A 22,662-nucleotide genomic window follows, 5' to 3' on the forward strand; every position below is an offset into this window, starting at 1 on the left:
GGCGGTGCGGACGAATGCTGAGATGCTCAAGCTGATACTGGAAATGGCTGAAACGATGGAGACGGTGCGGGCGGTGACGCTCCACGGCTCCAGAGTTTCCGGAGCCCCGGAAGACGAGTGGATGGACTATGACGTCGCCTATTACGTCACAGAGGTGGAAGATTTGCAGCGGGATAGAGCCTGGCTTGCGCCTTTTGGAGAACGATTGATCATGCAGCGGCCCGAGCTTTCCACACTGGCTGAACCGCACGGACTCGGCTGGTTCCCGATTCTCATGCAGTTCGCCGACGGCAGACGCATTGATCTGACGCTCGTTCCGGTCAAGCTGGCAGAGAACTACCTGCAGCAGGGTGAGCCGGGCAGGATGCTTCTCGATAAAGACAACTTGCTTCAGCATGTTGCCCTCCAGCAGGAACCTGGTTTTACAGTGGCTCTGCCGACAGCAGCTGAATATGCCGACTGCTGCAATGAATTCTGGTGGGTGTCTCCCTATGTCGTCAAAGGGCTGGCAAGAGGGCAGCTGCTCTATGCGTTGGAACACGTATCGATACTCCGAAAAGAATATCGGCGGATGATCAGCTGGAAGGCAGCTGCAGAAGCGAACGAACCAGTCTATGCTGGAAAGCACGGAGACAGCCTGTCAGCGATTGTACCGGGAGCAGAGTGGCAGATGCTTCAACGAACGTATATACGAGCAGATCGAGCGGAAATTGCCGGGCTTCTTCCCGAGATCTGGCAGGCTTTTTCCTCGGCAGCCAGTGAAACAGCAAGCTTGCTCGGATTTTCATTTCATGCGGAAGAACGGTTTCAAACCTGGCTCCATAACCGACTGATGGATAATCAATACAAATGAAAAGCGGTGCCGAGGAGCTGATTCAGCCCTCCGGCACCGCTTTTCTGACTGAAAGCCTCGAGCATTCACGTCCGGCCGCGGAGCAGCAAATAAACAAAATAAGGCGCACCGATTAAGGCGACGACGACACCGGCAGGAATCCCGTCCGTTACCGGCACTGTGCGGCCGATCGTATCCGCCAAAACGAGCAGAAAAGCGCCGATAATCATGGCGAGCGGAATCGTCCGCCGGTAATCGGCCCCGGAAAAGGAACGGGCAATATGCGGCGCCATTAAGCCGACAAACGCGATACCGCCGGTAACGGAAACAGCAGCGGCTGCAAGCGCCACGGCACAAAGGATAAGCAGAATCTGCGTCCGCTTCAGAGCAACGCCAAGACCTGCCGCTGCCTGTTCACCAAGGCCGATCACGTTAAGCGATCTGCTGCCGAAAAGCACAAGCGGAACGAGCAGCAACAGCCACGGAGCAAGTGCCGCAACGAACGGCCAGTCGGTTCCCCAGACGCCGCCGGCAAGCCAGCGGGCAATGAAGTCCACCTTCATGCGATCGGTGCCAGAAATGAGCACGATCATGAAGCCGGACAGTGCTAAGGAAAATCCGACGCCGATTAGCACGAAGGAAGTCGGCTCCAGGCCGGCACCTTTTTGATAGGCAGCTGCATAAATACAAACGGCTGTGACCAGTGCTCCTGCAAAGGCCACGAGCGGAAGAACATAGATAAAGCTGCCCGCATTGATCGGGAAGAACAGAAAAAAGACAGCTACTGCTGTTCCTGCTCCGGCATTGATGCCGATGATGCCGGGGTCTGCCAGATCATTTCTCGTCAATCCCTGCAGCACTGCACCGGAAACGGCAAGCGCTGCACCTGCCAGAAGCGTGACCAAAATCCGCGGGAGACGGATGTCAAAAAGCAAAAACGACTCGGTTTCGGTTCCGAATCCGAAGAGCACCGGAATCATTCTCGAAAGCGGAAGCGATGCCTGACCGAGAGCAGCGGAGCCGGCGGCGGTGAAAAGGAGTAATAGAATGCTGACGATGAGCGCGCGACGATAACGAGGTGTCATGTTCGGCCTCCTTTTCTGATCAGCCATAAAAAGAAGGGAAGACCGACGATTGCCGTCAGCGCGGCAACCGGTGTTTCGTACGGTGCATTCATCGTTCTGCCGAGCGTATCGGCAATCAGTAAAAAAGCAGCACCGACGAGCATCGAAAGCGGCAGAATCAGCCGGTAATCGGTGCCGGCGACTTGCCGGACGATGTGCGGAATCATGAGACCGATAAACGCCATATTTCCCACAAGCGCCACCGCTGAACCGGCCAGTACAATCACAATAAGAAAGAAAGCCGCTTTGATCAGTTCTGTGCGCTGGCCGAGGCCGACAGCTGTCTCTTCATTTAAGCTGAGCACAGTCAGCTGCCTCGATAGCAAAAGAGCCACAGCCAGCCCGGTTACAATGAGCGGCGCGACTACTTGAACTTGAGTCCAGTTCGTGCCAATTAATCCGCCGGCAGTCCACATGGAAACCTCCTGTGAAATACGAAAGAGCAGACCAAGCCCCTCCGCCGCGGCAGCAAAAAAGGCAGTGACGGCAGCTCCAGCGAGGACGATTCGAAATGGCGAAACCGGACCCCGGGCGGCACGGCTGATACCGAAGACGATCGCTGCTGCTATAGCAGCACCGATCATCCCGGCAATCATCGTGCCAAAATAGGTGGTTGTAAAAAAAGCGATGGATACAGCGAGTGCCAGATTCGCTCCTGCTGTCAGCCCGAGCAGTCCCGGGTCGGCAAGCGGATTACGCGTCATTCCCTGTAGGATTGCGCCGGAAGCAGCAAGCGCCGCTCCGGTCAGCGCCGCTGCCGTTTCTCGCGGCAGCCGCATGCTCCGGATAATATCACGATTCTCTCCGCCCTCAGCTGTAAAAAGAGCCCGAAGCACATCTGTTGGGCCAATCTCTGCAGCACCGAGAAACAAGGACATAAAAAAACAGACTGCCAGCAGAAGAAACCCGGCCGGCAGCAGAACAGCAGGAGGAAGGGCACGTTTCATAGCAGGCATGCCGTTCGTCCTTCCCATGGCTTAGTTGAGAAACTCTTCTTCAAATACGTCCAGCTGGTAGTCGAGTGTCAGCGGATCGTTAAAGTAGAACGACATAGCGTCCACTTCGATGACGTTCCCGTTCTCGACAGCAGGAATGTTTTGATAGGTTTCCGTTTCTGTAAACGAGTTGTCAGTATCTGCTACTTTACTGAAGATCATATAGTCACCAGCGAATTCTGGCAGCACCTCAGCAGACAGCGCGTAGTACCCTTCTTCAAGCGCTTCTTCCTCTACGCGCTCCGGCATGGCCATCTCCATTTCCTGATAGAGGATTTCGGTACCGCGGCCCCAGTTATCACCGAAAACATACAGCTGTTTATCGAAGTTTTCGAAAACGGAAATCGTCGCGTCTTCTCCTATTTCAGCTTTGATCTCATCACCCAGTGCGGAAGCTTCCTCCTTAAAGTTTTCGACCCAGGAAGCTGCTTCTTCTTCTTTGTTTAGCAGCTTGCCGATTTCGATATGCTGCTCCAGGTAATCCACCTTTCCGTACTCATATGTGACAACCGGCGCGATTTCTTCCAGCTGGCTGATGTTGTTGATGTTATCAAGACCAATGATTAAATCCGGATCCAGTTCAATCAGCTGCTCGATATTTTCATCGGAAATGGCTTCTGCACCTTCCAATTCTTCTGCGAACTGCGGGTTATCCATACTCCAGGAGTCAACGCCGACAAGCGGCACATCCAGTGCCATAACGTTACCGGCAAATGTTGAAAGCACAGCGACTCGCTGTGGATTTTCAGGCACTTCGACAGGACCGTTTTGAGATTCGTATGTAAACGTCCCTCCGTTGTTCTCATTCGATGCTCCTGCATCGTCTCCAGAACCACAGGCAGTCAGTGCAAGCGTCGAAACAGACAGCAGCAACAATGCTTTTTTCATCCATCATACTTCCCTTCACGATTTATATTGAAAATGATTCTCAATTTCAGTACAATGATTATCATAGTGCGAATGAGAATCGTTGTCAATAAAAGTTTTTACATATTGAATGCAGGAGGCGCAGCTATGAAAGATGTAACGATTATCGGCGGAGGCCCGGCAGGGCTGTATGCCGCTTTTTACAGCGGTCTGAGGGGCATGAGCGTACAGTTACTTGAAGCACAGTCGCAGCTGGGCGGTAAAGTGCGGCTCTATCCGGAAAAAATCATTTGGGATGCAGGCGGAATGCCTCCTGTAACCGGGGAGGAGTTTTGTGCCGGGTTGATTCGGCAGGGTAGAACGTTTGATCCAGAGGTTCATCTTGAAACGGTTGTAGCGAATATCAAACAGACCGAGAATGGCTTCGAGGTCTTGACCGAAGGGGGAAGAACCTTTTCATCTTCATCGGTGATTGTCGCTGCAGGCGGAGGCATCATTACTCCGCAGCGTCTGGAAGTGGAAGGGGCGGAACGATTTGATATGACGAACCTGCATTACACGGCACAGGGGCTGGAAACGTTCCGGAACAAAACGGTTCTCATTTCCGGAGGCGGGAATACAGCAGTTGACTGGGCGAACGAACTGGAAGGAATTGCGGCAAACGTCATGTTAAGCTGCCGCAGTGCGCTGAAAGGACATGAAGCAGTCGTCGAAAAAGTCATGTGCTCCACGGTCGACTGTATGCTGCAAACGTCGATTCAGCGGCTGATTGCCGATGAGAGCGGTACGAGAATCAAACAGGTGGAGCTGCAGTGCGGCCTGGATGCAGGCAGAATTGTTGATGTGGATCACGTCCTTGTGAACCACGGCTATGAGCGGGAGCTGGCCTTTTTGAACGGCACGAGTCTTGCGCTCGAGATGGAAGACCAGCGGATCACCGCCGCCGCGAACGGTGCGACGAGCGTACCCGGCCTGTTTGCCGCTGGCGACGTAGCGGTTCATCCAGGTAAAATCAACTTGCTTGCCGGGGCTTTCCATGACGCAGCCAACGCGGTGAATGCAGCGAAAACGTTTATCGATCCGGAAGCGGCAGCCTCCGGCATGGTCTCGTCTCATCACAGTGGTTTTGCAAAACGGAATGAGGCGTTAAAAAAAGCAGGGCAGGTGTAGCTGAAAGCAGGCTGGGAAGGCAGGGGCACGCTGGAAGCTATCCGTTGAAAGAAAACGCGGCTCGACGGAAATCGACTGAACGTCGCTCGAAAGGAACGTTATGCCGCTGAAATAAATGCAGCGTCAGGCTGACTAGGCGAAAAAAGGCTGTATCAGGAGGAATAAATATGCTTGCAGATGGACGTTGTTAACAGTTCAAAACGGGCCGGACAATACTGCCGGCTCGTTTTTTGCGTGATAAAGCAGCGGATGACCGATCAGGAGCGGCCGAGAAAGCGGATGAATCTGGCTGCTGGATGAATCGCGAGACTTTGAAGCAGCAGGGATAAAAAGACGACGCTGAAGGCAACCGCCGCAATAAGCTCTGCCTGATCAGCCGCAGACTCCTGGATCGTAAGGATTAAATAAACGGATACCGCTCCCTTGACACCGGAAATACTGACGAGAAATCGTTCGGAAAACGTTGGCTTATGAATCGACGGCGTCGCACGCATGATCAGCTCGACAACGATCCAGCGAAGCACGACCATAAAAAGAAAGAAAAGAATGATGACGTGCCAGTAGCTGTTCCAGAGAGACGGACCGGCAGCGATACCGATCAGCAGGAACAACAGCGATAAAATGGAGAGCTCAATGATTTCCCAGAAGCCATCAAGTGATTCCCGCAAATGGCTTTCACGGCTGCTTGCTTTGATCCGGTGCGAAAGAAAGAGTCCGGCAGTAACGACTGCGAGAACTCCGGACGCGTGCACCGCCTCTGCAGCAATAAACGAAGCGTAAGCGATTATAATGCTGAGCATAATCTGATAGCTGCGCTCGTGCGTGTAGTGAAGCGCGAGACTGAACAGCCAGCCAAAGGCAGCTCCGATCGCCGTGCCGCCGAGCGAGGTAACGAGAAGCTGACTAGTCCCCTCCAGAAATGTAGGCGGGCTTTGCACATACCAGCTGAAAACGAGCGAGAACACAACGATACTCGTTCCATCATTGATCATCGACTCGCCCTCGACGACGCTTGTTACGAGCTCATCGTCTAAATCTGAAGAGAGAATTTCAATCACAGAAACCGGATCCGTCGGAATAAGAACAGCTGCAATGAGCAGCGCTGCGATAAATGAGATCGTCATGAACGGAAGCGACACGGCAAAAAAAGCAGCAGCCGTAAGAAAGACCGCGGCTACAATTCCGGCGGTGCTCAGCAGCAGAATAAAACGGCGGTAGCGGAAAAACTGCTGAACGGGAAACCGATAGGCCCCGACAAATAAAAGGGCGGGAAGCAAAATGTGATAAATGAATGAGGCGGTGATTGGCACCTCGGAATAAAACGGAAGAAAGGAAAGCAGGAGCCCAATCAAGACGAGTACAGGCGGAGCCGGAAACGCCTGCTTGTTTCGGTCAAGTGTATAGACGAGATAGCCAATCATCAGCAAGCTTACAAACAGCGCGACATCCTCCAGCATCATTCTACCTCCCCTCTCAGTTTCATTCCTATACCCTATTCTGCACCTCTCCCACCGTCAGAAATGCTGGTGAAATTTCGTATAAAGGGGTGAGATTTAGCCTTACTCGTTGTACACTGATAAAAGAAGTCGCGAAGGAGATTGTTATGGTGAACCAACCCCGAATCCGGCCAGACATACTGGGCGGTGCTGTTTTGCTGTTTATACTTATATTATTTTTATTTCAGGATGTACTGACGCTCGAAACCGCGCCCTCTGCGTGGATCAATGTCAACACGATCTTTCTCGGTATTGTCATTGAAGCAGCGCCGTTTCTTTTGATCGGTGTACTGCTTTCCTCCATGATCCACCTGTACGTTACCCCCGAACAGATCGCACGCTGGATGCCCGGTAAGGGAATTAAAACCCTTGTTCCCGCAGCGCTTGTCGGCACTATTCTCCCGCTGTGTGAATGCGCGATCGTCCCTGTCGTCAGGCGGCTGATTAAAAAAGGGGTCCCCTTTCAGGCAGGGATGGTCTTTCTCGTTGCCGCCCCTATACTGAATCCAGTCGTCCTGGCATCGACCTTTTTTGCGTTCCGCAATCAGCTGGAGATCGTCTATGTCCGCTTCGGTCTTGCATTCGTGCAGTCCCTTGTCATTGGATTGATTTTATATCTTGTATTTAAAAATAAAGGCCCGGTGATCCGCACCAGGCCGGGGGAAGTGCATGTGCATCATCACCACGAGCATGGTCGTGGAATGGCAGCGCGGCTGAAGGAAATCTGCTCTCACGCAGCCGAAGAATTTTTTATGATGGGAAAGTATCTGCTGATCGGTGCTTTTATTGCCGCGCTCTTCCAGACGTTTCTCGACAGATCGGTGCTGCTCAGCGTCGGATCTGATGAAATAGCCTCTGTAGCGGTGATGATGGCATTTGCCTACATTTTATCGCTCTGTTCGGAAGCAGATGCGTTTGTAGCATCATCATTTGGAAATCAGTTTACACCGGCATCGATTTCAGCCTTCCTGCTCTACGGCCCGATGCTTGATCTGAAAAATACGATCATGCTGTTTGCTTTTTTCCGCACGAAATTTGTCATTGTGTTTATCATTACCGTTACTGCCGCTGTTTTTGCAGGCGTCCTGCTGACGTTTGCGGTCATCGGCTGATAAGGAGGGGAAATTATTGTCCTATGCCTTTTTACGAGGTGTCATTCTGATGGGATTCGGCCTGCTGATACTCGGGTTGATTCTGTCAGGCGGCATCGTCTATTACATTGCACCGATTATGATGCCGTTTATTTATTTCGGCATGGTCACGTTTTTTATTCTTGGAGCGGTGCAGCTGTTTCAGGATAAACAGGATGATCATCCGCAGCCGTGGCCGGTGTATATGCTGTTTCTCATACCGCTTACAGCGGGATTCATTCTGCCGGAACGCGGGCTGGACAGCTCCGTAGCTGAAAATCGGGGCGTGCAGTATGGGGCGGCAGCACATGGCCCGGGACTGGCTGCGGAGGAGTCTGAATCCGATACCCCGCGTGCTGACTCCTATCTTGATGATCCGGACGGGTATATGGAAGCGCTCGGCGGAACGGAAGGTGAAGAGGAAGCCGAAGAGCACGCTCCGCTAGATTATGAAGATGAAGAATGGTTTGAAGGCTATTATGAAGAATTGTTTGATACGTACGAAGGGGCAGATGAAATTGCCGTAGACGAGGATACGTTTATCGATGTTCTTACCCTGCTGGATCTGTATACCGATTCATTTGAAGGCGCAGAAGTAGAGGTGTATGGATTCGCGTTTCGCGAGCCGGATTTTGATGAGAACAGGCTCGTGGCGGCACGATTCGGTATGACCTGCTGTGTAGCGGATGCAGGTGTCTACGGCCTTATTATCGATTCTGAAGAAGCGGCTGACTTCGGCGATGACGCGTGGTTCCAGGCACGAGGAACGATTCGTGCCGGCACTTACAACGGTCAGGAAGTAGCCATCCTGGAAGATGCAGAGCTTGAGCCGATCGAGCAGCCCGACAGCCCATATGTGTATCCAGGCTACCAGTAAATTCAACTGTTTTATGAAAAGGGAGCTGCGGTCAAAAACAGAGCCAACGTTAAACATAAAAAAACAGGCACGGCCAGAGGGGTTCAGACCTTTGGCCGTGCCTGTTTGATTAGTAAATTATCCAGTCGAATCAGCTGTCTTCTTACGCCCGAAGTAGAGGATGCCGAACAGAAGCCAGAAGAGCGTCATTGCGGCAGAACCGATTAAAAACGGGATGGCTCCGAATTGGAAGATGAGCGGCATCGCCGCAGCGGTTACCAGTCCTCCACCGACGAACGGTTCGAACAGCACCTGCTTATAGCCGAACCCTTCCAGCGCCGGGGTTTCGTTATTCGGATCGGCTACTTTCATGAGAAGCAGGCCGGTAGCGGCAATACCGGTTGCCTGGCCAAAGTCACCAAGTCCCCGTTCAAACCAGTAGCTCGGGATCATCTTCGGAGCGAGGTAAAGGAACGCGAGTACGTTCCACACAACACCTACAATAGCGAGACCGAGGAAAGCAGCCAAGTTATCGCCGATGACCGCAATGGAAATGGTGGCGAGCGCACTGACGATCAAAATATCCAAGGAAAGACCGCTGACCCGGTTTATCGTTTTGCGGTCGATCAGCTGGAAGCGGTCAAACTTCTGAGAGAACGCCTGCACGATAATGCCGCCTACCATGGCGAGCGGGAAGAGCGGCACGTACTCGAATAAATAAACATCGGTTGCCTGTCCATACGTCACGTCCTCCAGCCAGACGAGAGCCTCCAGCAGCACCCAGCCGACGCCGATCGCGAGTCCAACGTAGGCGATATGAACGGAAAACGGATCAATCGATTCCGGACGTGTTGTCATATCGGCACTGGCATCACGGTTGTCAAGGTCTACAATGCCCGTCTTCCCTTTATCGGAAAAGGACTGCTTACCACCGACAAATTTCGCCTTTCCGGTTCTCGCCCCTATGTTAATTAGGATAATACCGATAATGACCCCGCTTAAAATACCGATTGTCGCAAGTCCAATCGACAAATCGTACCCTTCAGAGAATCCGAGCTCGTTAAACGTTTCTCCGAGGCCGGCTGCAGTACCGTGTCCTCCAACAAAGCTGATTTCAATCAGGGCGCCTGCAAGCGGATTCGTCCCGAATAATGGAGCTAGTACAAGCAGAACAAGGACGATTCCGATCACGTACTGACCCCATGAAACCATCTGCCCCATTGCTACCTGGGGACCGCCGACAATCCAAACTTTCTGAAGATCAGGCAGCCGGGTTCCTAAAAACAAGGAAGCGAATACAATGTTAATAAACAGCCCGGGCAGCTCTGCCCAAACATCGATCATAAAAGCAGGGAACATTCCGCCTGCAAAAACCGATTCCGGTGCAAACTGGGAAACGAGGCTGCCCAGTACTTCCGGTCCAAGAAGGAGCGCGAGCGCTCCCGCGATGATGGAAGAAGGGAGAAACAGCTGCTGCAGTTTGACTGAATAAACCCGAATCCATTTGCCGATGATAAGAAGCATTCCAATAATAATAAAGCTGAAGCCTATTTCATTAGGGCTCATGGCAGGCACTTCCTTTCCATATTATGTAGTCCTTCACTTGGCTATACCCGTGATGTGGGAAAATAGATATGGGAAAATGTGAAATATTTAGCAGGTTGTCATATGCAGCTAGATGATACCTTGATAAAAACGGGTACAGGTACGTAGGAGGTGCTGCCGCTATGCTTGTGTATAGAATTGGATGGATTGTGTCTCTGCTGGCAGCTGCAGCTGGATTCGCAGGTTCAGCGTTCCGGGAGGACGGACTGCTGCTGACATTAGGTGTAGCCATGCTGTTTTGTGCAGCGATATTGTTTTTTCTGGATCGAAAGGGGTTATAGAATCTTTTAGAGTTTTATAGTTTAGTTTGACATGAAAAGCCTGCCGAATCGGGTAGTGTGCAGGATGAATGACTAATACAGACAAAAAGGGTGAGTCAAAACATGAAAAAATCAATTGCATTGACAGGTGCGGTTACAGCGTCACTTGTACTGGCTGCTTGCGGCAACGCAGAAAATAATGGTGCGGAAAACGAGGGTGCAGACAACAATGCCCCGGAAAACAACGCAGCGGAAGAGAATAACGCAGAAGAAAATGACGAAGCGGATGATGTTAACAACGCTGATGATAACGATGAAGAAGCGGAGGACGGCGGTGACATTGAAGATCTTGCTTCCGAATACGATATTGATGTGACGGTCGGTGAAGGGGACGGCGGTGCAGAAGCTTCTATGGAAGAACTGGAAGAATACTTTGCGGCAGTCGCTGCTGCAAGGGACGCAGACATGCTGCCGAAAGACGAGTCACCGGATGAAGGAGAAGGAGAAGAATCCGGCACAGCTGAAGGACATTATCTGATCCCAGGTGCAGAAGAGTCGGATATGCGTGTGCTGCTTTCATTCTCTTATGAGCTCGAAGGCGACCTGGAAGATGAAAGCCGCTTCCCATCGTTCGGAGACGTATCTGATTCTGACATAAGCGTAGATGGATCTGATGTTCTCAGCTGGAACGCTGATTCCGTTGAAGAGGAAATTGTGTCAGCCGGCACAGGAGCTGAGTTCCAGACAGCTGGTGCATGGCACATCGAGGCAGAGGTCGATGGCCAGCACGTAGAAGCGGAGGAAGAGGACGAATTTATCCTCGAATTCAGTACAGGCACCCTCGTCGGACTCGAATAATAATAAACAAAAGAGCTGTTCCACCGGATTGTCCGGGGACAGCTCTTTTCTCTTATCCTAAACGTCTTCTTCTGCAAGCATTTTCCGCGTGAAGCGGTCTACGTTCCCGTTTAACTCATCGATAATATCGTCCATGGATGCAGCATCATCAAGGTGCATGACGACTTCCCCGTTCTCATACAAGATCAGGCATGGAAAGTGCTCAGCGTGAAAATAATCCGGAACCTCCGGATAGTCAGACGCTGAAACGATGTGTGGCTGAATGATATCGAGGTTGTTTACTTCGAGCAAAGCATTGTAGTAAGGGTGGTTGTTCTGATCATTAGAGTCTTCAATCAGTACGATGGCGTGCAGCTTATTGTCTTCCTCAATTTCCGGTATAATGTCATAAACGGACTCCGATCCGCAACCAAGCATTGCTGCGCTCAAACCGATTAATAGGATGATCAGTTTCATGATGTCTCACCTGCTTACTTCTATTTGTCTCTATCATACTGCCTGAACACCAGAAATGGGTAAACGTTACAGAATGATAACGAAACTGTCATCATTCTGAGAAGTGAACGCCGGCCTTGTAGTACGGCTGTCATACAATTAGAGATTGAGCGAGATTTTTCCCGGCATCCAGCAGGAGCTTTTTGCAAAAATGAGGTATACTTGCTAGTAGAAAGAAGGAGCGGAGGAAGCTGATGAAACAAATGGTGAAAACGAGTGCTGCCGTTACTTTTTCATTAAGTGCAGCAGTGATTTTTTTCGTTCTGTTGTTTGCGGTTTCGCTGGATGAGCGAAGCGGAGAGGAAGAAGCAGAACCGGAAGAGCAGCGTACGATCTATATTGCAGCAGAAGAAGTGCCGGAAGAATATTTGGAAGCTTATCAGGAAGCTGCAGAAGCCTACAGCATTCCGTGGGAGCTGCTCGCAGCCATTCACCGGGTGGAAACAATTTTTTCCACTATGGATCCGCTTGTGAGTCCGGTTGGCGCAGAAGGACATTTTCAATTTATGCCGTGTACCTGGACAGGGTGGGGTCATCCCAGCTGTGAAGGGCTCGGCGAAGGGGATATTCCGGAAGAAGAAAAAACCGATCCGGAAGTGATTGAAGCTTACGGTGGCTATGGCCAGGACGCAGAAGGAAATGGAGAAGCTGACCCGTTTGATCTGCACGATGCAATGCACAGCGCGGCCTACTATCTGGCTCGCAACGGTGCAGATGAGGGCAACTACGAACAAGCGGTTTATCAGTACAATCGGGCTGAGTGGTACGTTGACGATGTGCTTAGCTATAAGGAAGCGTACGAAGAGGGCTATCGGCTGTTTAACCTTGAAGAACGTGAAGCGGAATATGCAGGCAGCAGTGATGGCATATCATAGAACGATCAGCAGAAGGGCCCGCAGCGGTCCTTCTTTTTTATAAGCTCTGTTAACGTTTCTTGATGATAGAAGGACTTGTCCCAACAGTTCGGCAGGGTTGCCGTAGTCGAGCTCCTTCGCTTCCTCGCTGCGCTGCGGGATCTTCCCTGCTCATTCTTGCCCAGGCGTCCGCCGGGTTTCGCTTTGCTATACAAAAGAGAGGTCGTTTCGTTCTTTACCTTTCCACTCCGGAAAAGTAAAGGCAAGTTGATTTTTCAGGACGCCCGCGGAAAGAGAACGCGTGAAGATCATCTCTTATGCAAAGAAAGAAGAGCGGAAGGACTTTTTTACCGCAAGTGAATAAAAGCATTTGCAGGATTAAATTATTTCCATTAAAACTAGTCATTAACAGAGTTTTTTATACAGCAGAGCGTATGCCCGGGGCTTTCCATACTTGCATAAATCACGTACAATAAAGGTATGTTTCGAAAATCGAAATATTCAGACGGAAGGTGGAGATGACAAGATGAAAGAAACGCTCGACAGAACGCAAATACCAGAAGAAGAAACGTGGGACTTAACTGATTTATTCAGTGACCGCAGCACGTGGCTCAGTGAGGTGGCACAAGTACCGGAAGCACTCGCAGAGGTAGCAGCATTTAAAGGGAAGAGTGTACAGGATGCTGCGACGCTCTTGCAGCTGCTGGAAGCGAAGGAAAAGCTGGAAGAGCGGCTGACGCGTATTTTTACATATGCGATGCTGAAGGAATCATCGGACGGAGGCAATCCGGAGAATCAAGCAGATGCAGCCCGGATCGCAGCTCTCGGGTCGGAGGCAGGTGCGGCGACGTCGTTCATCAAGTCGGAGATTCTCGAGCTCGATCCTGACACGCTGGAGAAGTGGCTGAATGAGGAGCCGGGACTGGAAGATTTCCATAAAACGCTGAAGGACCTTATGGAAGAAAAGCCGTATCAGCTGAGTGCAGAAACTGAAAACGTTCTGGCTGCTTTCGGTGAAGTCCATGATGCGCCTTTTATGATTTACGAGCGGAGCAAAACATCGGATATGACGTTTCGTTCATTTCAAACGGCTGATGGCACGGAGTATCCGCTCACATTTAATACGTTTGAAAGCTATGAATCGCATCCGGATACCGACGTGCGCCGGAGCGCTTACGAAGCATTTTCCGATGGCCTGCGCGCCTACCAGAATACGTACGCGGCTACTTATGCGACAGAAATCACGCGCTCCATCACAGAGTCCAGGCTGCGCGGATATGAATCCGTGACGCAGATGCTGCTGCACGGCCAGCAAGTAACTGAAGACATGTATCACCGCCAGCTCGATACCATTCAGGAGGAGCTGGCACCGCACATGCGCCGTCTTGCCGCTTTGAAGAAGAAAATGCTGGGATTAGAGAAGATGACCTACGCCGATCTGAAGGCACCGCTTGATCCGGATTTTGACCCGGACATGTCGTATGAGGAAGCGGGGGATATGATCTTAAAATCCCTTGAGATCATGGGAGACGAATACATGCAGTTCATGGAAAAAGGATTGAAAGAGCGCTGGGTCGACCGTGCCGATAACCACGGAAAGCGATCAGGTGCCTTCTGCTCCAGTCCGTACGGCGTTCATCCGTACATTCTCGTGACGTGGAATGATAATATGCGTGACGCATTTACACTTGCGCACGAGCTTGGACATGCAGGCCACTTCAGCATGGCCGGCCGCTATCAGCGCATTTCCAATACGCGTCCGTCGCTCTACTTTATCGAAGCGCCGTCGACGATGAATGAAATGCTCTTAAGCCGTCATATTCTTGATCAGTCCAGCGACACGCGCATGCGCCGCTGGGTCGTGCTGCAGTCATTAGGAACGTACTACCACAACTTTGTCACGCACATTCTTGAAGGCGAGCTGCAGCGTCGTATTTATGCCCTCGCTGAAAAAGGAGAAGCGATCACGGCCCAGGTGCTCAATCGGGAAAAGCGCGATACGCTGCAGCAGTTCTGGGGACCGGATGTAGAGATTGACGAAGACGCAGGATTGACGTGGATGAAGCAGCCGCATTACTACATGGGACTGTATCCGTATACGTACTCTGCTGGTCTGACAGCGTCGACCGCAGCTGCTCAGCATATTCAGCAGGAGGGAGAGCCCGCTGTGGAGCGCTGGCTCGCCGCGCTGAAAGCTGGCGGAACGAAAAAGCCGCTGGAGCTGATGCAGCTCGCTGGTGTCGATATGACTACAAAAAAACCGATTCAGGAAGCGGTTGCCTACGTAGGCACGCTCGTCGATGAGTTGGAGCAAAGCTTCGAAATATCTTAATCTTTTTAAAACAAGAGCCTTCACCCCGGTTGCGGGGTGAAGGCTCTTCATTTTGAATTTGAGATAAAGCTCAGGTCACAGGTATACTTCATACGTGCGAAACAGCATGGCTCCCTTACGTTTCGAATTGGCAGTACTGGAAAGATTTATCTGCGTTTTTCTCCACATTTAAGCCTTAACAGCAGGAAAACAGTCTTCTCTGCCGAACTATTTTAGCAGGATAAAACGGAAGGGGAGATCGGTCGTGAAACAGTGGACGCTGCAGCGAATGAGCAGAAAGGACGCGGATGAAATCAGCAGCTGGATATACGACCCGCCTTACGAACGCTACAGTTTTGAGCCGACTGCTGAGACCTATGAAACGCTTCTCGGCGGCAGCTATTTCAGTATCAGGCACGTTGACGGCAGCCTGATAGGCTTCTGCTGTCTCGGTCGCGAAGCGCAGGTACCGGGCGGACTGAAGAGCAACGTTTACAGCGAGCCGGCTGTCGACATTGGGCTTGGGTTAAATCCTAGTCTGACTGGAAAAAAGCTCGGAGCCCCTTTTACAGCTTACGTTGTACACTGGGCACGCAATGCGATCGACTGCCGTATGCTCCGTCTTTCTGTTGCTGATTTTAACGTCAGGGCCCGAAAAACGTATGAAAAAGTAGGTTTTAAAAAGCATCAGGAATTCACTAACCGCGGCACGCTCTTTTACACGATGCTCCTTCCGGCCTCAGCAATTAAAGATAAAAACCGCTTGGAAGCAAAGGTGGATTGAGAGGTTACATGTATGCAAGTCAGGGAATGGGTTACTAATTCAGCATAGATAAAAGGAGGTTCCTCATGGCGAAATGGCTTAAAGCGGCTGCTGCCGGAGCAGGTGCAGCGGCATTATCCGCAGGGATTGGAGCATTGACCGGATCGATGACGGTATTCGTTCTGCTTATGCTGGCAGCCGTTGCGGTGATGACAGCTCCGGTGGTAATCCGCTTATTTACTTCACCGGGAAGCGCCAAACCTACTGTTTACGGAACATCCACGCCAAATTCATATACGACTATCAGCAAATCTGCAGAGTCGAAGGGACCTAAACCGTTCGACGGCATCCCCGGCATACTCGCTATCGCCGCCTTGATCGTATTTGGGATTCTGCTTTTGACAGCCCTGATAGCTCCGGCTGTTGTTTAACAGAAAAGCTGCTTCAGAAACCATCTGAAGCAGCCTTTTTTTGTGTGAGCGCTTCACATTCAGGCAGCATTGTTCGATATATTCCTTATGATGGAAAAAACGTATTGATAAAGGGGATGTCTGAACGGTGAGTATCGTGACTGAAATGAAGGAGAAGGATTTGCAGACGAAAAACAGGCTCGCTGTCGGTCTTTTTGCAGTTACTGTTGCAGCAGGCGGTTTTATGAACCTGATACTCGGGGACGGACAGACGACGCTTGTTTACGGAATCCAGTTTGCAGCACTATGGGGGCTTTATGCGGCTGCAGTCTATTTCCTGCGTAAGCCGGAACTGGTGCCGCTGCTGCTGATCATTGCGGCGCATGTATTCGTAACGTCGGCCGTTTTTCTGCTTGGAGGAGGAATTGGGGTTGCCGTCATTTACTATTTCCTGCTCATTTTGGCAGTTCTGCATCTATACCGGCACGTGCTGATTACGGCTCTCGTGCTTGGATTGGCTGGCCAGATAATTAATGCTTTTTACAGTACGGCGGAATCTGCGGTGATCAGTGCGAACCTGCCGACCATTTTGCTTACATACGTGCTTGCGGGAGCTTTAGGAGGCGCCGTTATTCTTATAGGCAGCCGCCAATCTGCCGTGCTGGAACAGCTTTTGGATGAATCTCAGCAGGAAACGGAAGCCAAAGAACAAAAAGCAGCGTTTTTACAGGAGCAGGCAGCGGCGCTTCGGGAGTCGCTGACGGGGACAAATGCAGCTGTTCAGCAAAATATCAGCTCCTACAAAGAAATGACGGCCGCAGCTCATGAGCTGGCAGAAGGAGCAGAAGCCCAAAATAGCGATGTCCAGGTATTATCTGAAGAAGCAGAGCGTACGGCAAGAGAGGCAGACAGCATGCAGCAGGAGGTGCTGGAAGCGTCAGCATCTGCAGACACTATGGCAGAAGGGGCGCAGGCATTCCGAACGGAGCTTGAAAAACTGGAAGGTGAAACGGTCGAAATGAATGAGCGCTTTGGAAGGCTGGAGCAGGAATTTGCAAGGGTAACGGCAAAAATAAATGAAGCAGACAGCCTTTCAGCATCGATCATTAAGGTCGGAGAACAAACGAACCTGCTTGCGCTGAATGCTTCTATTGAAGCAGCGCGTGCAGGTGATGCAGGACGCGGTTTTGCTGTCGTAGCCGATGAAATAAGGAAGCTTGCAGAAACATCCGGTCAAGCAGCAGAAGGAATCACTCGGGTGCTTGAGGAGCTGGAACAGGCGAACGGCAATGCGCGCGATGAGATGAAGCGGAGCGGCGAAGCAGCCGGAAATCAACATGAAGCCGCAGCGTCGATGCTGCAGGCCTCTGCAAAAATGGAGCGCGGTATTCATCAGTTAAAGGCCCTGACGGCCTCTCTCACGGAACGTGCAGCTTCTGTGCAGCAGGCGGCCTCCTCCATGAATCAGTCGACTGCCGGGCTTGCAGGCGGCATTGAGCAGTCATCAGCCGCCGTTGAGGAAGTGAGCGCCTCCATTGAAGCGCTGCACGAGCAAAACGAAGGCATCGGCCGGGAAACAGCTGCAGCGGAAGAAGCGGTAGAACGGCTCTCAGCAGAATAGCGGGATTAGTTTGTCAGAGAGGGCAGCTCTATACGAAACCATGCACCTCGATCGTTTCTATTACCAGCAGCAACTTGTCCGCCGCTTGCCAGCACGATTTGTCTTACAATCGCAAGTCCCAGCCCGCTTCCAGGCACTGCAGAGCTCCTCGCCTCATCTGCTCTGTAAAAACGATCCCAGATGTGAGGGAGTTTTTCAGGCTGGATGCCCGGTCCTTCGTCTTGAAGCAGGATGAAGCTTCTGTTTTCATCACAGTTGATCTCCCATGTAATTGCCGTGCCGGCGGGAGTATAGCGGACTGCATTTTGAAACAGATTGAACAGTGCCTGCTCAAGTCGGGCTGGGTCGGCGTATATGGTACTGTCCTTCTGACATATAACGTGTACACGGTGCCCGGTTTCTTCGGCTAAAAGCTGATGATGCCGGGCGATTTCATGTAAAAACGAGCAAAGTTGAATCGTATCCGGCTTAACAGACAGTGCGCCGTCTTCCATTTTTGTTAAGTCGACAATATCTGTAACCAGCTTTTCCATCCTTGCAGCTTCCCGATGGATCACCTCTGCCTGTTTGCGTTCATCTGCCGCAAGCTTTTCTTTGAGCAGGGAAGAGTAGCCTTTTACATACGTTAACGGAGTGCGCAAATCGTGGGATATATTCGCGAGCAGCCGTTTTCTGGAGGCCTGATAAGCTGCCAGGCGTCCGGCCATTTGATCAATGCTGCGGCTCAAATCCCCTATCTCATCCGTGCGCTTCCAGGCCAGCTCAGAAGTGAAGTCACCATTTGCGATGCGGCTCGAAACAGAGCGTATTTGGTTTAATGGAGTGGTAATCCAGCGAGTTAACAGGATCGTTAACCCTCCGGCAAGAAGCAGGCCGAGAAGCATGATGATGCCAGTCAAATAAATAAGGGTTTCCCTCGTAGCGGCAAACTCTCCCGAAGCCTGATCAACAAACAGATATCCTTCGGCACGATCCGTTTCAAACGCGTGGTATGCATAAACGTGCGGCTCATTATGTGTCGAAGCTTCCGTGATAGCTGCTTCCGAGTCGGATTGCTCAATCCAGTCCCAATACCTGGCTGTATCAGCTGGAGTAAGGCGGTCTGAACTTCGCAGGGCTTCTCCGTCAGCTGAAAATTGAACGAACACGACTTCTCCCTGTGCTTCCTCCATTGTTTGTATGTGCGCAAAGGCTCCATCATGATCATCCTGTTCCAATACCCGCCCGTGGGCTGTCATCCGATCGGAAACATCATGAAGCAGACGATCTTCATAAAACTGCCTGGAAAGTTCATAGAAGGCAGCGCCCATGATCAGTAAAAGCAGCAGGATAGCGGAGAAAAACAGCAGGGCAATTCGTAAGGAAAGTTTCATATCCCGGCACCCAGGCGGTATCCTATTCCCCAGACGGTTTCAATCAGCGAAGAAGAGCCGCCTGCACGACGGACTTTTTCGCGTATATTTTTCATGTGCGTGTCCACTGTTCTGTCTGAAGCGGCGCTGCCGTGGTCATCGATCTCGTCCAGCAGCTGCTGGCGCGTAAATACTTGACCTGGCCTCTTTACGAGAAGTGCCACAAGGTCGAATTCTTTTTTGGTAAGCGTAAGACAGGAGCCTTCGAACTCGGCTTCCCGTCTCACGCTGTCCACTGACAGGCCGTTATAGCTTATCACGCTGCCCGTATGCGGGTGTTTTCTCCGAAGAACCGCTTCCACTCTCGCTGCAAGGATAGCAGGCTCAAAAGGCTTCGTCACATAATCGTCAGCACCATTCTGAAGGCCGCGCACAATCTGATCATTGTCACCTAATGCCGTCAGCATGATGATAGAGGGAGGCGCTGGGAGCTCCGCTGTCTCTTTCAGCAGCTCCCACCCGTCAGGAGAAGGCATCATGACGTCCAGTATGACAAGATCAAACGTCTCCGTTTGCAGCTTCTTTCGTGCTGTGGCAGAATCTTGCTCAGTCTGAATGTCGACTGGCAGCAGCTGCAGGCAGTCTGTTATAAGCTCCAGCATTTGCGGCTCATCGTCGACGATAAGAATGGTCGTCATGCTTGTATCCCTCCCTGGCGGAGAAGGCATCAATGATCTGCGTGGCCGCCCCCGTCTTCTGCTTCAATTTCCATTAGTGTATCAATTAATCCTTGCGTATGAAAAGAGATGTCCTCTTCTGTGCCAAGCAGATAGCTGTGATTATAAGGCCCTTCCATCGGGTTATCAGTATAGGAAGGCTTGATCGTTGCTAAATAATCGCGATGTTCGTCATCCAGCTCTCCCTCTTCAAGCCAAAGGACAGGAGCATGCTTGCCTAAATGCGCAAAAGGGGCCCCGGCAAGAGCAAACTCAGGACGATCCGTGGAAGCAAAGACGAAACCGTGTCCCGGCTCTGTGATTCCCCAGCCGAATCCGTCTTCTTCAAATTGGGCAAAGGCAATAGACAGTTCGGCTGGTGTTTCGGCGTCGATCCTGGAGGTGTTTCCAAATTCACTTAGCTCCTGTTCGGTTTCCCCGGATATAATTTCCTCACTTCCGAGCAGATACATCGCTGCTTGATCCCGTTCTGCCAATGCTTCTTCCGTTTCAGCGGGAATACCGTCATCATCTACAAACAGCACTGGTTCATTCATGTGGGAAATCCAGCTTCCGGCGGTCATGGAAAGCAGCTGATGCTCCTCTTCAGAGGAAGCGATTAATACTTTCTCGGGAAATTCACCCAGTGTATCAGCAAAAGCAGCATCTGCTTCCTGGGCAAAGGCAGCAGGAGAGTCAGCAGTCATTTCCGACCACTCATAATCAGCGAGCATCTCTTCTTCGTCAGCTGTCAGTTCTGCAGCGGCAAGGACTTCCAAACCTTCATCATTCCCGAGCGGTGCTAACCGTTCGATTTCCGTCAGGAGCTCTTCACTCAGTCCATCCTCCATCAGCAGAACGGGGCCGTCGTTAGGATGGTGCACGAGCGTAAGTGCACTGAGCGTCTGCTGCCATTCGTCCGGATTGGCAAGAATTACTGTGCCAGGCTGGTTCGTTTCATGAGTGGCAGGCCAGATCGTTTGGGACACCTGTATCGAGAAGTCCTCCGGCTCTTCCTGATCGATTCGAGTAACGTTTTTTGTATTTGTCGTAAGAAGGTTCTCAGGTGCCCCTTCATTTTCAGCTGGAAGCTCGGCTGCGCTCTCTTCGAAGGAATCTCTGCCGCCGTTCGTGCCGTGGTCCATGTCCTCGTTATCGTGGTTCATATCCTCATTCATATTCTCATTATCATGGTTCATTTCATCATGGTCCATTTCATCGTGGTTCATATTGTTGTCATTATTCATATGGTTCTCATCTGAGTGCTGATTTTCGTTCTGTTCGTTTGTTTCGTCAGAGCTCATATTGTTTTCAATTTCGGCATTGCTATTCGTATTCGTTTCCTCTGCATTCGAGCAAGCAGCCAGTGTCAGCAGCACACCAGCACTTAAGATCCAAGTCTTTTTCATTTGCCAATCACTCCTTTACGTTTAAGCCTACTTCCTAAAAATGAAGAAAGTATGAAGCTGCATTGAATTCGAGTTTTTCCCACATTTAGGAGGGGAATAGAGAGGAAAGCATGATACATAATCTGACAGCTTTTCACGTGGGGGCAATGCGGTCTGCTACGGTTGAATAAGAGAGGTGGGGGATGACGATGGCAGTAAACGTAACGTCTGAAATTGGCCGGCTGAAAAAGGTGCTGATCCACCGGCCCGGAATTGAAATTGAGCAGGTGACACCTGATGCGATGGGGCAGCTGCTGTTTGACGATATACCGTATTTACCGGCGATGCAAAAAGAACATGACCGCTTTGCAGAAGTTCTTCAAGAGCAGGGAACGGAAATCGTATATATAACCGATCTGCTTGAACAGTCGCTCCAGTCACACGAGGAAAGGGAGCAGTTTCTGGAGAAAATGATGACAGAATCACGATTAACGGTAAATGGCTCCTCAGAAGCGTTAAAGGAATACCTGCTTGACTTTTCCACAGCCGACTTCGTTCGCAGCATGATCGGCGGTGTGCTGAAGGAAGAGCTGCCAAACCGTAAGAAAAAGCACTTATATGAGTGGATGGACCGGCACTATCCGTTTTATTTGGATCCGATGCCGAACCTTTACTTCACCCGAGATCCGGCAGCAGTCATTGGGAATGGCATCTCGTTGAATCCGATGAGTCAGGAGGCAAGGCGCCGCGAATCGCTTTTGATGGAACATATTATTACCAGTCATCCGGATTATCGTGATGCCCGCGTGCCAACGTGGATAAACAGAGGCTACGATTTTCCGATTGAAGGGGGAGATGAACTCGTCCTTAGCGACACCGTGCTTGCAATTGGCGTCAGTGAGCGCACTTCTGCCCGGACAGTCGAAAAGCTGGCGACGGAGCTGTTCACCTCCGGCTCAGGGTTTGAAAAGGTGGTAGCGGTGGAAATTCCGAAGCGCCGTGCTTCGATGCACCTGGATACTGTCTTTACGATGATTGACCATGATCAGTTTACAACGCATGCCCAGGTGGTCGATAAAGACGGAAAGATGAACATATTTATCCTGGAACCAGGTGATCCGGTACGTATTACGAAACGGTCGAATTTAAAGGATACGCTGAAAGAAGTGCTCAAGCTGGATGATGTGAACCTGATCCCGTGCGGAGGCGGAGATAAAATTGCTTCTGCCCGTGAACAGTGGAATGATGGCTCCAATACGCTTGCCGTTGCTCCGGGAACGGTCGTCACGTATGAACGGAACTATGTCTCCAACGAGCTCCTGCGGCAGAATGGCATCACCGTGCTGGAGGTGCCGAGCAGCGAACTCGTCCGCGGCAGAGGCGGACCGAGATGCATGAGCATGCCGCTCGTCCGGGAACCCGTCTGATTTATCAGCAAAGCACCTGCCGTCTATCCATGGCAAGGTGCTTTTTAGTGTTCAAAAAGCTGTTGTGACGGGCTTTGAACTTCGAAAAATAGGCCGAAAAACAGCTGGTTATTTTCCTGTTTCAGGATTATA

Annotated in this window: 20 protein-coding genes and 1 pseudogene; 12 read left to right on the top strand and 9 right to left on the bottom strand. The window is 51.2% G+C overall.

Annotation, left to right across the window (positions count from 1 at the left end; all coding sequences use genetic code 11):
- Positions 1 to 4: 4 nt before the first annotated feature.
- Positions 5 to 853: an aminoglycoside 6-adenylyltransferase gene (locus ACFO4L_RS05435; RefSeq protein WP_377908684.1), complete on the top strand. Its 849-nt coding sequence runs from the start codon at positions 5 to 7 to the stop codon at positions 851 to 853.
- Positions 854 to 918: 65 nt separating this feature from the next.
- Here ACFO4L_RS05435 and ACFO4L_RS05440 read toward each other — a convergent pair whose 3' ends face one another.
- Genes ACFO4L_RS05440 through ACFO4L_RS05450 form a run of 3 tightly spaced genes read right to left on the bottom strand, consistent with a single transcriptional unit; the run spans position 919 to position 3,839 of the window.
- The gene (locus ACFO4L_RS05440; RefSeq protein ID WP_377908685.1) at positions 919 to 1,917 is read right to left on the bottom strand and encodes a FecCD family ABC transporter permease; all 999 of its coding nucleotides are present in this window, start codon (positions 1,915 to 1,917) and stop codon (positions 919 to 921) included.
- Positions 1,914 to 2,912, bottom strand: coding sequence for a FecCD family ABC transporter permease (locus ACFO4L_RS05445; protein WP_377908686.1), 999 nt, complete (start codon positions 2,910 to 2,912; stop codon positions 1,914 to 1,916). Before ACFO4L_RS05445 ends, ACFO4L_RS05440 begins: the two co-directional genes overlap by 4 nt.
- A gap of 21 nt (positions 2,913 to 2,933) precedes the next feature.
- Positions 2,934 to 3,839: an iron-hydroxamate ABC transporter substrate-binding protein gene (locus tag ACFO4L_RS05450; RefSeq protein ID WP_377908687.1), complete on the bottom strand. Its 906-nt coding sequence runs from the start codon at positions 3,837 to 3,839 to the stop codon at positions 2,934 to 2,936.
- Between the two features lie 126 nt (positions 3,840 to 3,965).
- On the opposite strand from ACFO4L_RS05450, the gene ACFO4L_RS05455 reads away from it, so the two are divergent.
- Positions 3,966 to 4,988 carry an NAD(P)/FAD-dependent oxidoreductase gene (locus ACFO4L_RS05455; RefSeq protein WP_377908688.1) on the top strand — a complete coding sequence of 341 codons (1,023 nt, stop codon included), beginning with the start codon at positions 3,966 to 3,968 and terminating at the stop codon, positions 4,986 to 4,988.
- A gap of 257 nt (positions 4,989 to 5,245) precedes the next feature.
- On the opposite strand, the gene ACFO4L_RS05460 is transcribed toward ACFO4L_RS05455, so the two are convergent.
- Entirely contained in the window at positions 5,246 to 6,445 is a 1,200-nt protein-coding gene (locus tag ACFO4L_RS05460; RefSeq protein ID WP_377908689.1) for a cation:proton antiporter, read from the bottom strand.
- Positions 6,446 to 6,591: 146 nt separating this feature from the next.
- Between ACFO4L_RS05460 and ACFO4L_RS05465 the strand changes: the two genes are divergently transcribed.
- Together ACFO4L_RS05465 and ACFO4L_RS05470 are read left to right on the top strand one after the other, a co-directional pair.
- Positions 6,592 to 7,596 (top strand): permease, encoded by a 1,005-nt coding sequence (locus ACFO4L_RS05465; RefSeq protein WP_377908690.1) that lies wholly within the window; start codon positions 6,592 to 6,594, stop codon positions 7,594 to 7,596.
- Between the two features lie 16 nt (positions 7,597 to 7,612).
- On the top strand, positions 7,613 to 8,491 hold the full coding sequence (locus tag ACFO4L_RS05470) for a TIGR03943 family putative permease subunit (protein WP_377908691.1): 879 nt from the start codon (positions 7,613 to 7,615) through the stop codon (positions 8,489 to 8,491).
- 117 nt (positions 8,492 to 8,608) lie between these two features.
- On the opposite strand, the gene ACFO4L_RS05475 is transcribed toward ACFO4L_RS05470, so the two are convergent.
- The gene (locus ACFO4L_RS05475) at positions 8,609 to 10,036 is read right to left on the bottom strand and encodes a sodium/glutamate symporter (protein ID WP_377908692.1); all 1,428 of its coding nucleotides are present in this window, start codon (positions 10,034 to 10,036) and stop codon (positions 8,609 to 8,611) included.
- A gap of 161 nt (positions 10,037 to 10,197) precedes the next feature.
- On the opposite strand from ACFO4L_RS05475, the gene ACFO4L_RS05480 reads away from it, so the two are divergent.
- On the top strand, positions 10,198 to 10,356 hold the full coding sequence (locus tag ACFO4L_RS05480) for a hypothetical protein (protein ID WP_377908693.1): 159 nt from the start codon (positions 10,198 to 10,200) through the stop codon (positions 10,354 to 10,356).
- Between the two features lie 102 nt (positions 10,357 to 10,458).
- Positions 10,459 to 11,193, top strand: a complete 735-nt coding sequence (locus tag ACFO4L_RS05485; RefSeq protein WP_377908694.1) for a hypothetical protein — start codon at positions 10,459 to 10,461, stop codon at positions 11,191 to 11,193.
- Between the two features lie 57 nt (positions 11,194 to 11,250).
- On the opposite strand, the gene ACFO4L_RS05490 is transcribed toward ACFO4L_RS05485, so the two are convergent.
- Positions 11,251 to 11,649 (bottom strand): hypothetical protein, encoded by a 399-nt coding sequence (locus ACFO4L_RS05490; RefSeq protein WP_377908695.1) that lies wholly within the window; start codon positions 11,647 to 11,649, stop codon positions 11,251 to 11,253.
- Positions 11,650 to 11,882: 233 nt separating this feature from the next.
- Between ACFO4L_RS05490 and ACFO4L_RS05495 the strand changes: the two genes are divergently transcribed.
- From ACFO4L_RS05495 to ACFO4L_RS05515, 5 genes and pseudogenes are all read left to right on the top strand, one after another.
- The gene (locus tag ACFO4L_RS05495; protein WP_377908696.1) at positions 11,883 to 12,563 is read left to right on the top strand and encodes a lytic transglycosylase domain-containing protein; all 681 of its coding nucleotides are present in this window, start codon (positions 11,883 to 11,885) and stop codon (positions 12,561 to 12,563) included.
- 505 nt (positions 12,564 to 13,068) lie between these two features.
- Positions 13,069 to 14,874, top strand: a complete 1,806-nt coding sequence (pepF, locus tag ACFO4L_RS05500; RefSeq protein WP_377908697.1) for an oligoendopeptidase F — start codon at positions 13,069 to 13,071, stop codon at positions 14,872 to 14,874.
- 244 nt (positions 14,875 to 15,118) lie between these two features.
- Positions 15,119 to 15,637, top strand: a complete 519-nt coding sequence (locus ACFO4L_RS05505; RefSeq protein ID WP_377908698.1) for a GNAT family N-acetyltransferase — start codon at positions 15,119 to 15,121, stop codon at positions 15,635 to 15,637.
- A 65-nt stretch (positions 15,638 to 15,702) separates the two neighbouring features.
- Complete coding sequence (locus ACFO4L_RS05510; protein ID WP_377908699.1) at positions 15,703 to 16,047, top strand: hypothetical protein; 345 nt, start codon at positions 15,703 to 15,705, stop codon at positions 16,045 to 16,047.
- A gap of 1,096 nt (positions 16,048 to 17,143) precedes the next feature.
- A pseudogene (locus ACFO4L_RS05515) lies at positions 17,144 to 17,647 on the top strand (methyl-accepting chemotaxis protein); the annotation flags it as partial.
- A 5-nt stretch (positions 17,648 to 17,652) separates the two neighbouring features.
- Here ACFO4L_RS05515 and ACFO4L_RS05520 read toward each other — a convergent pair.
- Genes ACFO4L_RS05520 through ACFO4L_RS05530 form a run of 3 tightly spaced genes read right to left on the bottom strand, consistent with a single transcriptional unit; the run spans position 17,653 to position 21,124 of the window.
- The gene (locus ACFO4L_RS05520) at positions 17,653 to 19,020 is read right to left on the bottom strand and encodes a sensor histidine kinase (protein WP_377908701.1); all 1,368 of its coding nucleotides are present in this window, start codon (positions 19,018 to 19,020) and stop codon (positions 17,653 to 17,655) included.
- On the bottom strand, positions 19,017 to 19,727 hold the full coding sequence (locus ACFO4L_RS05525; protein WP_377908702.1) for a response regulator transcription factor: 711 nt from the start codon (positions 19,725 to 19,727) through the stop codon (positions 19,017 to 19,019). Before ACFO4L_RS05525 ends, ACFO4L_RS05520 begins: the two co-directional genes overlap by 4 nt.
- Complete coding sequence (locus ACFO4L_RS05530; protein ID WP_377908703.1) at positions 19,727 to 21,124, bottom strand: cell wall-binding repeat-containing protein; 1,398 nt, start codon at positions 21,122 to 21,124, stop codon at positions 19,727 to 19,729. Before ACFO4L_RS05530 ends, ACFO4L_RS05525 begins: the two co-directional genes overlap by 1 nt.
- A 182-nt stretch (positions 21,125 to 21,306) precedes the next feature.
- Here ACFO4L_RS05530 and arcA point away from each other — a divergent pair, with 182 nt between their 5' ends.
- Positions 21,307 to 22,530: an arginine deiminase gene (arcA, locus tag ACFO4L_RS05535; RefSeq protein WP_377908704.1), complete on the top strand. Its 1,224-nt coding sequence runs from the start codon at positions 21,307 to 21,309 to the stop codon at positions 22,528 to 22,530.
- The last annotated feature ends 132 nt before the right edge of the window (positions 22,531 to 22,662 follow it).

The organism is Bacillus daqingensis (assembly GCF_042654445.1).
Lineage (GTDB): Bacteria > Bacillota > Bacilli > Bacillales > Salisediminibacteriaceae > Alkalicoccus > Alkalicoccus luteus.

Bases quoted from the DNA above. Each gene is read 5' to 3' on its own strand.
- ACFO4L_RS05440 (WP_377908685.1), bottom strand. From the start codon at position 1,917: ATGACACCTCGTTATCGTCGCGCGCTCATCGTCAGCATTCTATTACTC.
- ACFO4L_RS05480 (WP_377908693.1), top strand. From the start codon at position 10,198: ATGCTTGTGTATAGAATTGGATGGATTGTGTCTCTGCTGGCAGCTGCA.
- ACFO4L_RS05465 (WP_377908690.1), top strand. From the start codon at position 6,592: ATGGTGAACCAACCCCGAATCCGGCCAGACATACTGGGCGGTGCTGTT.
- ACFO4L_RS05520 (WP_377908701.1), bottom strand. From the start codon at position 19,020: ATGAAACTTTCCTTACGAATTGCCCTGCTGTTTTTCTCCGCTATCCTG.
- pepF (WP_377908697.1), top strand. From the start codon at position 13,069: ATGAAAGAAACGCTCGACAGAACGCAAATACCAGAAGAAGAAACGTGG.
- ACFO4L_RS05490 (WP_377908695.1), bottom strand. From the start codon at position 11,649: ATGAAACTGATCATCCTATTAATCGGTTTGAGCGCAGCAATGCTTGGT.
- ACFO4L_RS05485 (WP_377908694.1), top strand. From the start codon at position 10,459: ATGAAAAAATCAATTGCATTGACAGGTGCGGTTACAGCGTCACTTGTA.
- ACFO4L_RS05460 (WP_377908689.1), bottom strand. From the start codon at position 6,445: ATGCTGGAGGATGTCGCGCTGTTTGTAAGCTTGCTGATGATTGGCTAT.
- ACFO4L_RS05445 (WP_377908686.1), bottom strand. From the start codon at position 2,912: ATGCCTGCTATGAAACGTGCCCTTCCTCCTGCTGTTCTGCTGCCGGCC.
- ACFO4L_RS05530 (WP_377908703.1), bottom strand. From the start codon at position 21,124: ATGAAAAAGACTTGGATCTTAAGTGCTGGTGTGCTGCTGACACTGGCT.
- ACFO4L_RS05495 (WP_377908696.1), top strand. From the start codon at position 11,883: ATGAAACAAATGGTGAAAACGAGTGCTGCCGTTACTTTTTCATTAAGT.
- ACFO4L_RS05475 (WP_377908692.1), bottom strand. From the start codon at position 10,036: ATGAGCCCTAATGAAATAGGCTTCAGCTTTATTATTATTGGAATGCTT.
- ACFO4L_RS05510 (WP_377908699.1), top strand. From the start codon at position 15,703: ATGGCGAAATGGCTTAAAGCGGCTGCTGCCGGAGCAGGTGCAGCGGCA.
- arcA (WP_377908704.1), top strand. From the start codon at position 21,307: ATGACGATGGCAGTAAACGTAACGTCTGAAATTGGCCGGCTGAAAAAG.
- ACFO4L_RS05450 (WP_377908687.1), bottom strand. From the start codon at position 3,839: ATGAAAAAAGCATTGTTGCTGCTGTCTGTTTCGACGCTTGCACTGACT.
- ACFO4L_RS05525 (WP_377908702.1), bottom strand. From the start codon at position 19,727: ATGCCTTCTCCGCCAGGGAGGGATACAAGCATGACGACCATTCTTATC.
- ACFO4L_RS05455 (WP_377908688.1), top strand. From the start codon at position 3,966: ATGAAAGATGTAACGATTATCGGCGGAGGCCCGGCAGGGCTGTATGCC.